The sequence below is a fragment of the Catenulispora yoronensis genome (assembly GCF_039531695.1).
In the GTDB taxonomy this organism is placed as follows: domain Bacteria; phylum Actinomycetota; class Actinomycetes; order Streptomycetales; family Catenulisporaceae; genus Catenulispora; species Catenulispora yoronensis.
The window spans coordinates 1-12,704 of record NZ_BAAAQN010000070.1; the positions used below are offsets into that span (position 1 = coordinate 1).

Sequence of the window (12,704 nt, forward strand, 5' to 3'; positions counted from 1 at the left end):
CTCCCTGGGTTTTTGGTTTGTTCTCCTCGGTCACGTCGGCAGGGCTTTGCCTACAGTACCGTCGACCAGGTGTCAAGTTCATGCACACCCAACCGCAGCCCAACAACCATCACCGCAGCGGCATGGACTTGATACCTGGGCGGCGGTGCTGTACCCGTAGGGCTGCCGACGTGAGCGAGGAGAACAAACCCCCACCCCACCAACCGCCAGCGCAGAGACTAACCAGACCCCCCTATGGAGCAGCGCCAGTTCTCCGAGGGATCAGAGGCCCTCGCCGGAGGCGCCTGCCTTACCCAGCTCTTGACTTTGACTTTCGACCTTCACCCGGCAGCCCCCTAAGCGAACTGCCCAAACCACTCCTCCAACCCACCCCGCACCGCACCAATCCGATCCACCACCACCGACCGATCCACCGCCCCCCGATCCCCCAGCTCGATATAGCACTTCAACTTCGGCTCAGTCCCCGACGGCCGAACCGCAACCCACCCATCATGCTGTCCCAACTCCCGCTCCCGCCCCAACCCCAACCACAACCCCTGCTCAACCGGCAGCGTCCGCCCACCCGCCGTCAAATCCCCAACCGCGTTGACCACCACCCCACCCAACCTCTCAGGCGGCTCCCGACGCAGCACCCGCATCATCGTCTGGATCTGCTCAGGATCATCACTGCGGACCGACACCTGCGCGGTCACCAGGTTCCCGGTCACCCGGTCCACATCCGCCAGTGCGTCGAGCAGCGTCCTGCCCTCGGCCTTCAGCTTTGCCGCGAACTCGGCGGTGATCAGTGCGGCGGTGATCCCGTCCTTGTCGTTGACGTGACGCGGATCGACGCAGTAGCCGATCGCCTCCTCGTACCCGTACGCCAGGTCCGGCACCTTGCTGATCCACTTGAACCCGGTCAGCGTCCGCGCGTAGCCGACCTTCGCCTCCGCCGCGATCGCGGCCAGGCCCTCCGATGACACGATCGAGGTGCCGAAGGTCCCGCGCCGTCCCGCGTTGGCCAAGTAGTGTCCAAGCAGCATCCCCACGTCGTCCCCTGACAGCCGCCGCCAGCCGCCCGGCGTGGACGGGTCCGGGACGGCCAGCGCCATCCGATCCGCGTCGGGGTCGTTGGCGATGATGACGTCCGCACCCTGCTCCCGCGCCAGCGCGAACGCCAGGTCCAGCGCACCGGGCTCCTCCGGGTTCGGGAACGCGACCGTCGGGAAGTCCGGATCCGGCTGCTGCTGCTCCGCCACGCTGATCGGCTCCGCGAACCCGGCGCTGGTCACCACCCGGCGGAACAGCTCGAACCCGACCCCGTGCATCGCGGTGTAGACGAACCGCAGGTCCCGGTGCTCGGACTCGGCGACCAGCTCCCGCGCCCGCGCGGCGTAGGCCTCGATCACGTCCTCCGGCACCGCCTCGACGTCGTCGATGGCACCGCGCGGTACGTCCGCCAGCGCCCCCACGGCGTCGATGCACGCCGCGATCAGCGCGTCGTTCGGCGTGTTGATCTGCGAACCGTCGCCGAGGTAGACCTTGTAGCCGTTGTCCCGCGCCGGATTGTGGCTCGCCGTCACCATCACACCCGCCGCCGCGCCCAGCCGCAGGACACTGAACGCCAGCATCGGCGTCGGCAGCTCACGCGGCATCAGGAACGGCCGGTGCCCCGCGCCGAGCATCACCTCGGCGGTGTCCTCGGCGAACCGCCGCGAGTTGTGCCGGGCGTCATAGCCGACAGCCACGACCTGGCCCGGACCGTGCTGCGCGGTGAGGAACGCGGCCAGGCCGGCAGCCGCGCGCAGCACGGTCACCCGGTTCATCCGGTTCGGCCCGGCGCCGAGCTCACCGCGCAGACCCGCCGTCCCGAACTGGAGACGGCCGTCGAAGCGATCCTCCAGATAGCCATAGGCCACCGCGTCGCCCGACTCCGCAGCCTCCAGCAGCTCACTCAGCTCGGCACGGGTGACCGGATCCGGATCCTCGGCCAGCCAAGCGCGCGCCGCACCGAACAGCGCACCACTGATGGCAGCACTCGCAGTACCCCGCCGCTCAATGCTCTGTGTCATCGCGTTCCCTTCCGGGTCTTCGGGCCTCGGGCCTCGGGCCTCGGGCTTCGAACCTCGGACTCCAGCCCTCTGACCCCGGCCCTCGGACCACTCTCACCGCTGCTTCAGATCATCCCGCCAACCGGTCAGAGCTTCTCGACGATCCCCCGGAGCAACGTCCCCAGAGACCCCGCCGACGCCGCCCCCGTCTCCATCACCTCAGTGTGGGACAGCGGCTCACCGGTCATCCCGGCGGCGAGGTTCGTCACCAGAGAGATACCCATCACCTCGGCCCCAGCCTCCCGGGCCGCGATCGCCTCCAGCGCGGTGGACATGCCGACCAGGTCCGCGCCCCAGGCCCGGAACATCCGGATCTCGGCCGGCGTCTCGTAGTGCGGACCGCGCAGCGCCAGGTAGACGCCCTCGGCCAGATCCGGGTCGACAGTCCGGGCCACCGCCCGCAGCCGCTCGGAGTACAGGTCGGTGAGGTCCACGAACCGCGCACCGACGATCGGCGACTCCACCTGCAGATTCAGATGGTCGGCAATCAGCACCGGCTGCCCGGCCCGCAGGTCCGCGCGCAACCCGCCGCAGCCGTTGGTGAGCACGACGGTCCGCACCCCGTTGGCAACCGCCGTGCGCACCCCGTGCACCACCGACGCCACGCCGCGGCCCTCGTAGTAATGAGTGCGCCCCAGGAAAGCCAGCACCTTGTTCCCGCCGACAGTGATCGAGCGCACCTTGCCCGCATGCCCGGCCACCGCCGCGGCGCTGAACCCGGGCAGGGCGTCGACCGGCGACTCCCAATCAGGGGCGCCGAGGGCGTCGGCGGCCTCGGCCCAGCCGGAGCCCATGACGACGGCGACGTCGTGCGATCCGGCCAGGTCGGTGAGCCGGGCGGCGGCGGTCTCGGCGAGCTGGTAAGGGTCCTCAGCGGTGTTCGTCACCCGGTGAGCGTACAGCGGGGCACCGCCGGGAGGACGGGAACGGGTGCGGCGGCGGCCGCATGTTCGCAGGTGCGCCCCGGTTCCAGCGCCAGCCCGCTGCACGGCCTGGCACAGCCTCGCTGCACGGCCTGGCACAGCCTCCATACAGCACCGCTCAGCAGCACCGCTCAGCAGCACCGCTTAGCAGCACCGCTTAGCAGCACCGCTTAGCAGCGCCGCTCAGCAGGCCGCAACGCCCGAGATCTGCTCCCCGACGACCGCCCCCGGCGCACCATGAGCCGCCGCCCCGATCCCAGCCCCAGCCCCGCCACCGACCCCAGCGCCGACCCCAGCCCCGCCACCGCTCCCGACCCCACCCCCCACAACACCACTAGGCACATCATCCGCCCGCAGCGTCCGCACCTGCCGTGACATGAACGTCAACCCCGTAGCCCCGATCATCAGCACCCCGGCCCCGACCTGCACCGCCCGCGTCCCCACCGCGTTCGCGGTCGGCCCGGCCACAAGCGACCCGAGCGGCGACGCGCTCAGCGACCCGAGCGCGTCGTACGAGTACACCCGCGCCAGCTTGTCCTGCGGGATGTGCCGGTTCAGCGCCACCATCCACAGGATCATGAAGTACTCGCCGGAGAACCCGGCCAGCGCCGTCGACACCGCGATCGCCCACACCGGGCCGCCCAGGCCCATCACGATCGGCGGGAGGGCGAAGGTGAAGGTCAGGATCGTGCCGACGAACATCGGCCGCTTCACCTGGTACACCAGCCCCGCGACCCCGCCGAGCAGCACGCCCAGCCCGTCGCAGGAGATGATCGCCGCCCACGCCGCGGCCCCGCCGAGGTGGGCCTTGGCCACCTCCGGGCCGATCACCATGAAGCCGCCGAACCAGCCGGCCAGTACCACGGCGTAGCAGAGGATGACCGCCCACAGCCAGGTGCGCCCGCGCACCTCGACCCAGCCCTCGCGCAGCTCGTGCAGCATCCCCGGCGCCTTCTCGGCCGCCCGCTCCAGCGCCGCGACGGTGATCCGCAGCATCGGCAGCGTGCCGAGCAGCAGCAGCACCGCGTCCAGCCCCATCGCCCAGCCCGGCCCGAAGACCGTGACCAGGACGCCGCCGACCGCCGAGCCCAGCATCAGCATCGAGGACTGCGCCAGCCGCGACAGCGACGAGGCGGCCTGCATCCGGTCGGCCGGCACCAGGCGCGGCGTCAGCGACTGCGAGGCCGGATAGAACAGCGCGCCGCCGGTGCCCATCAGGATCGCGGCGAGCAGCAGGTTCCAGGTGTGCGCGGAGTGCGTGAGCACGAGCAGCGCGGCCAAACCCTCGCCGGCGGCCGCGCTGAAGTTGGCGGCCATCATCACCCGCTGCGCCCGGAAGCGGTCCGCGAGGACGCCGCCGACCAGGGTGAAGACCAGCATCGGGGCCAGCTGCGCGGCCAGCACGAACGCGACCGCGGCGGCGTCGCCGTCCGGGTGCGCGGCGGACCTGGTCACGGCCAGCACCGCGAAGGACAGCGCCACCGACGAGATACCGGTCGCGGAAGTGGACAGCAGGCGTTCGAGCAGGATCAGCCGGAACTGGCCGATCCGCAGAACGGTGAGCGATTCGCGGAATGTCGCTTTCAGTGACGACGAATTCGCGGTGTGCTCCAACGAGGGCGCGGCCGCCACGGTGTCATTGGCGGTGTTGCTCACGGTTATCTACCTGATTTCCATCTAGTCGCGGCGCCCTCAAGGCTATCCGGTGCGACCAACACCTTTTCCGTGAGCGACAATGGAACATGTGACTCGGATCGTGATCATCGGCGGTGGACCTGGCGGCTACGAGGCGGCCCTGGTGGCCTCCCGGCTCGGCGCGGAAGTCGTGCTGGTCGAGGCCGAAGGCGTGGGTGGAGCGTCGGTGCTGACCGACTGCGTACCGTCCAAGACCCTGATCGCGACCGCGGACGTCATGTCGTCCTTCGAGTCGGCCGACGAGATGGGCATCCGCATCGGCGGCGTGTCGGCCGGCGGCAGCTGCGTGACCGGCGTGAACCTGGACAAGGTCAACCGCCGGGTGAAGGACCTGGCCTCGGCGCAGTCGGTGGACATCGGCGAGGCGCTGACCAAGGCCGGGGTGCAGGTCGTCCGGGGCCGCGGCCGGCTGACGCCGGAGCGCAAGGTCGAGGTCGACCTGCCGGACGGCACCGTCGCCCTCTACCACGCCGACGTGATCCTGCTGGCCACCGGCGTGCGCCCGCGCGAAGTGCCGGAGGCCATGCCGGACGGCGAGCGCATCCTCACCTGGAAGCAGGTCTACAACCTCAAGGAGCTCCCGCCGGAGCTGATCGTGGTCGGCTCCGGCGTCACCGGCGCCGAGTTCGCCGGCGCCTACCAGGCCCTGGGCTCGACGGTGACCCTGGTGTCCTCCCGCGACCGGGTGCTGCCCGGCGAGGACGCCGACGCCGCCGAGGTCCTGGAGAGCGTCTTCCGCCGCCGGGGCATGCGGGTGCTGTCCCGCTCCCGCGCCGCCTCCGCCGTCCGCAAGGGCGACCGCGTGGTGGTGACCCTGGAGGACGGCCGCACCGTCGAGGGCTCGCACGTGCTGATGGCCGTCGGCTCCCTGCCCAACACCGAGGGCATGGGCCTGGAGGAGGCCGGCGTGGAGCTGACCCGGAGCGGCCACATCGAGGTGGACCGGGTCTCCCGCACCTCGGCGCCCGGCGTGTACGCGGCCGGCGACGTCACCGGCGTGCTGCTGCTGGCCTCGGTGGCCGCGATGCAGGGCCGGATCGCGATGTACCACGCGCTGGGCGAGGCGGTGTGGCCGATCAACCTCAAGCGGGTGTCGTCCAACATCTTCACCAGCCCCGAGGTGGCCACCGTCGGCCAGACCAACGTCAACTCGCACCACGACTCCCCGGGCTTCAACGAGTACAAGCTGGCCCTGGACTCCAACCCGCGGGCGAAGATGCTGGGCTTCAAGGACGGCTTCGTGAAGCTGTTCTCCCGCAAGGGCTCGGACACCGTGGTCGGCGGCGTCGTGGTGGCGCCGCGCGCCAGCGAGCTGATCCACCCCATCACCATGGCGGTGGACCTGCACCTGACCGTGGACCAGGTGGCCTCGGTGTTCACCGTCTACCCGTCGCTGTCCGGCTCCATCGCCGAGGCGGCGCGCCGCCTGCACGCCGACGTCAAGGACGAGGACTGACCCGACCCGCCCGCGCCGGGGGCTTGTTCCGGCGCTGAGAACACGCCAGGATGGCCGTTCCAGAGCTTGTTACTGGTCGGTATCTTGGGGGGCGGCACGTGAATTTCTCGCATAGCAGCGCGCGGATCCAGATCCTCGCCGCACTGGTGATCGGCGGCATCGGGGTCGGCGCGGTGGTCTACTGGAGCAACTCCAGCACCACCGGCACCGAGGTGAAGCCCTGCAAACCGGCGTCGCAGTCCGCCGTCGACGTCAGCGCCTCCACGCTGTGCACCGCCCTGCAGAAGGCGGACCTGCCCACCCTGCTCGGCATCCCCAAGGCCCCGTCCGAGTTCGGCGGCGCGATGTCCCAGCCGGTCGAGGGCGGCGACCCCAGCGTCCGCGTCCTGTACGCGGTGGGCCCCTACTCGGTGATCCTCTCCACCCACAAGCCGGGCAAGGTGAAGGAGACCGAGAAAGTCGCCGGCCACCCCGCCGCCCTCGTGACCGGCACCGCGGGCGGCCGCCAGCTCTACAACCTGGCCGTCGACTACGACTCCGCCGGCACCGGCTACTACGCGCTGGACGTGATGATGACCGACGGCACCCCGATCACCCAGGACACCGCCGGCAAGCTGGAGCGCGCCGTGGCGGAGAAGGTGCTGCCGACGCTGCCGGAGTGGCGCAGCTAGGACCGGTTGCGCGACGGGTCACCAGTCCCCGCCAGCAACCCCAGCCTCCGCCACGACCAAGGTGGCGGAGCTGTAGCTGTCAGCGCGCGACGGGTCACCAGTCCCCGCCGCCGCCCCAATCCCCACCACCGCCAGAGTCGCCGCCGCCCCAGTCGGAGCCGCCGCCGAAGTCGCCCCAGCCCCCACCGTCGCCGCCGGAAGCCCCGCCGTCTCCACCGGAGCCGCCGTCGCCCCAGCCGCCGCCGTCCGGACCGTTGCCGCCGCCGTCGCCGTAATAGTTGTTCTCGACATAGGTGTCGTGGCCGCCGAAGCCGCCGAACACCGAGCCCATCAGCGTCCCGACCATGACCGCCGACAGCACGTCGCCGCCGAAGTACCCGCCGGCCCAGGGCCCGTACGCCGGCCCGGCGTTGTAGTACGGCTGCGGGCCGTACGCGGTGTCGACCTGCCGCACCTGCGGCTGGAGCCCCTCGCCCACCCGCGTCATGTCCATCGCGCAGGCCGGCACCGAGCGCGACGCCCCGCCGGGCGGCGCCCACGTCACCTCGCCCACCGACGGCCCGTGGCGCGGGTCGAAGAAGCACGGCGGCCGGCGCTCCGGCAGCGCCGTGCCCTTGCGGCGCGCGTCGAGCGTGGCCAGCGCGAAGCGGCCCTCGTCCAGCGCCTCGGTGACGTTCTTCATGTCGCCGGGCTTCTTCGCCGCCGCAGCCGCGGCCTTCGCGGCCTCGTACTGATCCAGGGCCTTGCTGTAGTCGCGCCGCATGTCGTCAGTGGCCTGCGGGTCGCCGGGCGTGAAGTCCAGCCCGTCCAGCACCTCGCCGTAGGCGGTGATGTCCTCGTCCACGGCCTTCTTCAGGCCCGCCAGCTCGGCGTCCCGCTTCGCCTGCGCGCGCTTCTTCTTCCGGCTGTTCACCGCCAGATACGCGCCGCCGCCGGCGACCGCCAGCACACCGACGCCGATCAGCACGCCGCCCGCGCCGCCGCCGTTCGACTTCGACTTCGAGCCCGAGCCCGAAGAGGGCTTCACTCCGCCATTGGCGATGATCGCGGCATCAGTGGAGGAGACGAACGCCGAGGTGATCGTCGCCAGGTCGGTGCCGCCCTGAGCTGCGGCGATCGCGAGATTGTTGGCCTGCCCGGTGCGCAGCCTGCCGGAGAAGTCCAGCGCGTGGAAGCTCCGGCCGATGTTCGCGGCATAGACGCCGTTCTTCCCGACCTTGTTGTACAGCTGCTGGAGCAGCGTCGGCTGGCTGCTGAAGGTGGCGGTGTCCGGCAGGATCGCCACGAACACCGGCACCCCGGAGCGCATGCCCTTGATCTGCGCGACCAGCGCGTCAGCCTGCGACGACGTCATGGTCGGCGAGGCGTCGGGCGCGACATAGACCGGACTCTCGCGCAGCGCGGCGGCGACGGTGTCGAGCGTCTCGTCGGCGTGCGCGGGCCGGACGCCATAGGTAAGAGCGGACAGGAGGAAAGCGACACCCGCAAGCAGAACGGCGAACGTCCTGCTTCCCCGGCGTGTGATCGCCACAGCTGGATCCATGTCCCGAGGCTAACCGATACCCCCTGCGAAGGCCCGCCCCCGAGGACTCGGGCGGCGGGCCTACGAGCGTCCCGACAAGCTGTTCAACGGATCAGTACTTGATCTCCATGCCCTGTTCGATCAGCTTGAGGCGTTGATCTTCGATGGCTACTTGATCTCGCAGAGCACCGTGCCGGCCGTGACGGTGGCACCGACCTCGGCGGCGACAGCCGTCACCGTGCCCGCCTTGTGGGCGTTGATCGGCTGCTCCATCTTCATCGCCTCCAGCACCACGACGAGGTCCCCGGCCGCCACCTCCTGGCCGTCCTCCACCGCGACCTTCACGATCGTGCCCTGCATCGGCGCGGTCAGCGAGTCGCCGGACGCCGCGGCCCCGCCGCCGCCCTTCTTCGCGCCCCGCTTCGGCGCCGCCTTCGCGCCACCGCGCGCCGCGCCGCCCCCGGCAGACACGCCCAGCTCGGCCGGCAGCGTCACCTCCAGGCGCTTCCCGCCGACCTCCACGGTGACCGTCGTCCGCTCCCCGGCCCCGGCGCCCTCGCCGGCCTCCCCGGCGTACGGCGGAATCTGGTTGTCGAACTCGGTCTCGATCCACCGCGTGTGCACCTGGAACGGCTGCGCCGGGTCGGCCGGCGTGAACGCCGGGTCGCTCATCACCGCGACATGGAACGTCAGCGCGGTCGGCATGCCGTCGATCTCGAACTCGGCCAGCGCCCGGCGGGCCCGTTCCACCGCCTGCTGCCGGTCCCGGCCGCTGACGATCAGCTTGGCGAGCAGCGAGTCGAAGTTCTGCCCGATCTCGGCGCCCTGCTCGATCCCGGAGTCCAGCCGCACACCCGGGCCGGACGGCGGCCGCCAGGTGGTGACCACGCCCGGCGCGGGCAGGAAGCCGCGGCCCGGGTCCTCCCCGTTGATCCGGAACTCGAAGGAGTGCCCGCGGATCTCCGGGTCGCCGTAGCCCAGCTCCTCGCCGTCGGCGATCCGGAACATCTCCCGGACCAGGTCGATGCCGGTGACCTCCTCGGTGACCGGGTGCTCGACCTGCAGCCGGGTGTTCACCTCCAGGAAGGAGATGGTGCCGTCCTGCCCGACCAGGAACTCGCAGGTCCCGGCGCCGACGTAGCCGGCCTCCGTCAGGATCGCCTTGGAGGCCCGGCGCAGCTCGGCCACCTGCTCCTCGGACAGGAACGGCGCCGGGGCCTCCTCGACCAGCTTCTGGTGCCGCCGCTGGAGCGAGCAGTCGCGGGTGGACACCACGACGACGTTTCCGTGCTGGTCGGCCAGGCACTGGGTCTCCACGTGCCGCGGCCGGTCCAGGTACCGCTCGACGAAGCACTCGCCGCGGCCGAAGGCCGTGACGGCCTCGCGCACCGCGGACTCGTACAGCTCGGGGATCTCCTCCAGCGTCCGCGCGACCTTCAGCCCGCGCCCGCCGCCGCCGAAGGCGGCCTTGATGGCCACCGGCAGCCCGGCCTCCCGGGCGAACGCGACGACCTCGTCGGCGCCGGACACCGGGTCCGCCGTCCCGGCCACCAGCGGCGCGCCCGCCCGCTGGGCGATGTGGCGGGCCGCGACCTTGTCGCCCAGGGCGGTGATGGCGTCGGGGGAGGGGCCGATCCAGGTCAGGCCGGCGTCCAGCACGGCCTGCGCGAACTGCGCGTTCTCGGCCAGGAAACCGTAGCCCGGGTGCACCGCGTCGGCGCCGGAGTCGGCGGCGGCCTTGAGGAGCTTGTCGATGACCAGGTAGGAGTCGCCGGGGGTGGTCCCGCCGAGGGCGTAGGCCTCATCGGCCACCCGGACGTGGAGCGCGTCCCGGTCGGGGTCGGCATAGACCGCGACCGAGCCGATGCCGGCGTCCTTGCACGCGCGGGCGATCCGGACGGCGATCTCGCCACGGTTGGCGATCAGTACCTTGCGCACGGCGGCATTCCCTTCCCAGTGGGTGACGACTCGCAGTTTAGAGCCGGGGAAGGCAGGGAGCTGCATGGTTGGGACGTGGTGCGCGCCACTTGTGGGCCGGCCGGGGTTCGGCCGCGGTTCGTCCGGGAACCCTGAGGACCATCGCGTTTCTCCCTCTCAAGGTGGATGCGTCCGGCATTCCCGCCAGCTACGCTTTCCCCAGAACGCGATACAACGCGAGACTTGGGGGATCCGATGAGCGGCGAAGGCTCCTGGGACGGCCGCAGTGCCGAGGAAGTGCTGTACGAGGCGCGTAAAGCGCTCTACGTGATGGTCGGCTTCATCGCCGTCATCTGGGCGGCGCAGGTGGTGAACAGCGCGCTGTCCTACCGCCTGTCGAACCACTTCGGCATCGTCCCGCGCGACGTGGGCCACCTCGGCGACATCTTCTCCGCCCCGTTCCTGCACTACAGCTGGCAGCACATCGAGAGCAACAGCGGGCCGCTGTTCGTCTTCGGGTTCCTGGCCGCCTATCGCGGCGTCCGCAAATTCCTGATGGTCACGCTGGTCATCGTGTGCAGCAGCGGGCTGATGGTGTGGTTCGCCCAGGGCAACTCGAACACTGTCGGCGCCTCCGGCCTGGTCTACGGCTACTTCGCCTACGTCGTGGTCAAGGGCTTGTTCGACCGGCACCTGGTGGACGTGCTCATCGGCTGTGTGATGGCGCTGTCCTACGCCTACCTGCTGACCGCGGCGCTGCCCGGCGTGCCGCACGTGTCGTGGCTCGGGCACCTCGGCGGCGCCATCGGCGGCGTGCTCGCCGGGTGGCTGCTGCGCGAGCGCGGAGCGGCGGCGCTCGGCGCGCGCGAGGACCGGGAACTCGCCGGTGTCGGCGGCGGCGGAGCCGGCGGGGGCGCCGAGAAGGCGCTCGGGGACACCGCGGTCCTCCCCACTCCCAAGGGTGACGGTGGCCGGAAATCAGCCAAGAGCGGTAGTCTCCCGGGCAGCCCGCGCTCCGATCTCTTCAAGGAATTGGACGACCTCGGGCTGTAGGTTCCCGAGAAGCTGGGTGGGGTGGGGATGCGGCGCGGAGCACGGTCGATCGTCGGGGGTGTCGCCGGGGCCTGCGCCGTCGGCCTGGTGCTGGGCGTGGCCGCCGCGACCCCGGCCCAGGCGGCGCGCGGATCCGGTTCGGTGTCGCTGTCGCCGAACCACGGCAGCGCGCAGTCGGTGTTCACCGCCACCTTCCACCTGAACGGCAACGCCGCTCCGGGCGCCTGTCTGGGCGCGGTGGTGCAGTTCGCGTTCGACAACCAGCCGGTGGGCTCCGCGCCCCTGGACGGGTCGTGCTCGGCCTCCTCGTCGATGCAGGTGCCGCTGGGCGCCAGTCCCGGCGCGCACAAGGTGCGCGGTACGGCCAGCGGCGCGACCTCGGCGACGGCGACCGCCAACTTCACCGTGGACCCGGCGCCCGGCAGCTCCACGAGCCCGCCGTCGAGCCCCAGCACCTCGACCCGGCAGGCGCCGCCGTCGTGGTCGAACTCCACCACGCCGGTCACGCCGTGGACGGCGCCGCCGTTCGCCGCCCAGGCGATACCCACCTCGACCGGACCCTGCGACACCTCCGGCCCGCACGCCCCGGCCCCGGACAAGGGGTTCCTGATGATCCCGGCGTACAGCGCCGGGGCGCATCCCAAGGTCCCGGGGTCGACGCTGATCACCGAGCCGGCCAGCGGCGCCCTGCCGATCGTCACGGTCGGCCCGGCGGGCATGGTCCCGCCGCTGCTCGGCGACGGCCGCCACCCGTATCAGTACCTGGAGCTGCTGGAGCCGCTCGACGACAACGTCTCGCCCAAGCTGCGGCTGGCGGCGGCGGCCGGCGAGCCCTTCGGCTGCCTGCACGTGGAGTCGTTCGGCGGGGCGGGCAGCGGCTACGGCTACCTGTCCTACGCGCTCAAGGACGCGCTGGTGATCAGCGTGCAGGACGCCAACGCGGACGGCACGCCGTTCCAGACCGCCACCCCGACCGCGGCGCCCTCGACGCCGGTGCCCGCCGCGACGTCGTCGGTCAAGGGCAAGGCGCCGGAGCCGGCGAAGTCCTCGGCGACCGGGCCGAAGGCCAAGTTCGAGAAGGTCGTGCTCGGCTACACCTCGCTGACCTGGGAGTACCAGGAGCCTTCGGGGGCGCAGGCGCCGGTGCACCGGGGGGCCGGGACCATCCAGCCGCCGGCGCCCGCGCCGCCGCTGTCCTACTCCAACCTGGTCTTCGCGTTCGGCGGCCTGGTCGCGGCGACCGTGGCACTGATGTTCGCCTACCACTCGCGGCGTCGTGACCTGGCGCGGCGCGCCCGGCGGCAGCGGGCCTCGCACGCCTCGTAGCGTCCGGCGGACCGGGCGGACCGGGCGGACCGGGCGGATCGAGCGCGCCGG

9 protein-coding genes are annotated in these 12,704 nt (G+C 71.5%); 4 read left to right on the top strand and 5 right to left on the bottom strand.

The genetic code is table 11. The features are described from left to right. Positions 1–335 precede the first annotated feature (335 nt). From ABD481_RS39000 to ABD481_RS39010, 3 genes are all read right to left on the bottom strand, one after another. Positions 336–2,051 carry a phospho-sugar mutase gene (locus ABD481_RS39000; RefSeq protein WP_344670916.1) on the bottom strand — a complete coding sequence of 572 codons (1,716 nt, stop codon included), beginning with the start codon at positions 2,049–2,051 and terminating at the stop codon, positions 336–338. A 125-nt stretch (positions 2,052–2,176) separates the two neighbouring features. Then, a complete protein-coding gene (locus tag ABD481_RS39005) occupies positions 2,177–2,977 on the bottom strand; it encodes a purine-nucleoside phosphorylase (RefSeq protein WP_344670917.1) in 801 nt (266 codons plus the stop codon). A gap of 219 nt (positions 2,978–3,196) precedes the next feature. Beyond that, the gene (locus ABD481_RS39010; protein ID WP_344670918.1) at positions 3,197–4,669 is read right to left on the bottom strand and encodes an MFS transporter; all 1,473 of its coding nucleotides are present in this window, start codon (positions 4,667–4,669) and stop codon (positions 3,197–3,199) included. 79 nt (positions 4,670–4,748) lie between these two features. Between ABD481_RS39010 and ABD481_RS39015 the strand changes: the two genes are divergently transcribed. Further along, the gene (locus tag ABD481_RS39015; RefSeq protein ID WP_344670919.1) at positions 4,749–6,164 is read left to right on the top strand and encodes an NAD(P)H-quinone dehydrogenase; all 1,416 of its coding nucleotides are present in this window, start codon (positions 4,749–4,751) and stop codon (positions 6,162–6,164) included. A 98-nt stretch (positions 6,165–6,262) separates the two neighbouring features. Beyond that, complete coding sequence (locus ABD481_RS39020; RefSeq protein ID WP_344670920.1) at positions 6,263–6,835, top strand: DUF6215 domain-containing protein; 573 nt, start codon at positions 6,263–6,265, stop codon at positions 6,833–6,835. Positions 6,836–6,929: 94 nt separating this feature from the next. On the opposite strand, the gene ABD481_RS39025 is transcribed toward ABD481_RS39020, so the two are convergent. Next, positions 6,930–8,378, bottom strand: coding sequence for a hypothetical protein (locus tag ABD481_RS39025; RefSeq protein ID WP_344670921.1), 1,449 nt, complete (start codon positions 8,376–8,378; stop codon positions 6,930–6,932). Positions 8,379–8,525: 147 nt separating this feature from the next. Then, positions 8,526–10,295 (bottom strand): acetyl/propionyl/methylcrotonyl-CoA carboxylase subunit alpha, encoded by a 1,770-nt coding sequence (locus ABD481_RS39030; RefSeq protein WP_344670922.1) that lies wholly within the window; start codon positions 10,293–10,295, stop codon positions 8,526–8,528. A gap of 234 nt (positions 10,296–10,529) precedes the next feature. Between ABD481_RS39030 and ABD481_RS39035 the strand changes: the two genes are divergently transcribed. Further along, complete coding sequence (locus tag ABD481_RS39035) at positions 10,530–11,327, top strand: rhomboid family intramembrane serine protease (RefSeq protein WP_344670923.1); 798 nt, start codon at positions 10,530–10,532, stop codon at positions 11,325–11,327. Positions 11,328–11,354: 27 nt separating this feature from the next. After that, a complete protein-coding gene (locus ABD481_RS39040) occupies positions 11,355–12,653 on the top strand; it encodes a hypothetical protein (protein ID WP_344670924.1) in 1,299 nt (432 codons plus the stop codon). The last annotated feature ends 51 nt before the right edge of the window (positions 12,654–12,704 follow it).

What these genes read in the sequence shown, in the direction of transcription:
- ABD481_RS39035 (WP_344670923.1), top strand. Translation starts at nt 10,530, where the DNA reads ATGAGCGGCGAAGGCTCCTGGGACGGCCGCAGTGCCGAGGAAGTGCTG.
- ABD481_RS39000 (WP_344670916.1), bottom strand. Translation starts at nt 2,051, where the DNA reads ATGACACAGAGCATTGAGCGGCGGGGTACTGCGAGTGCTGCCATCAGT.
- ABD481_RS39025 (WP_344670921.1), bottom strand. Translation starts at nt 8,378, where the DNA reads ATGGATCCAGCTGTGGCGATCACACGCCGGGGAAGCAGGACGTTCGCC.
- ABD481_RS39015 (WP_344670919.1), top strand. Translation starts at nt 4,749, where the DNA reads ATGGAACATGTGACTCGGATCGTGATCATCGGCGGTGGACCTGGCGGC.
- ABD481_RS39040 (WP_344670924.1), top strand. Translation starts at nt 11,355, where the DNA reads ATGCGGCGCGGAGCACGGTCGATCGTCGGGGGTGTCGCCGGGGCCTGC.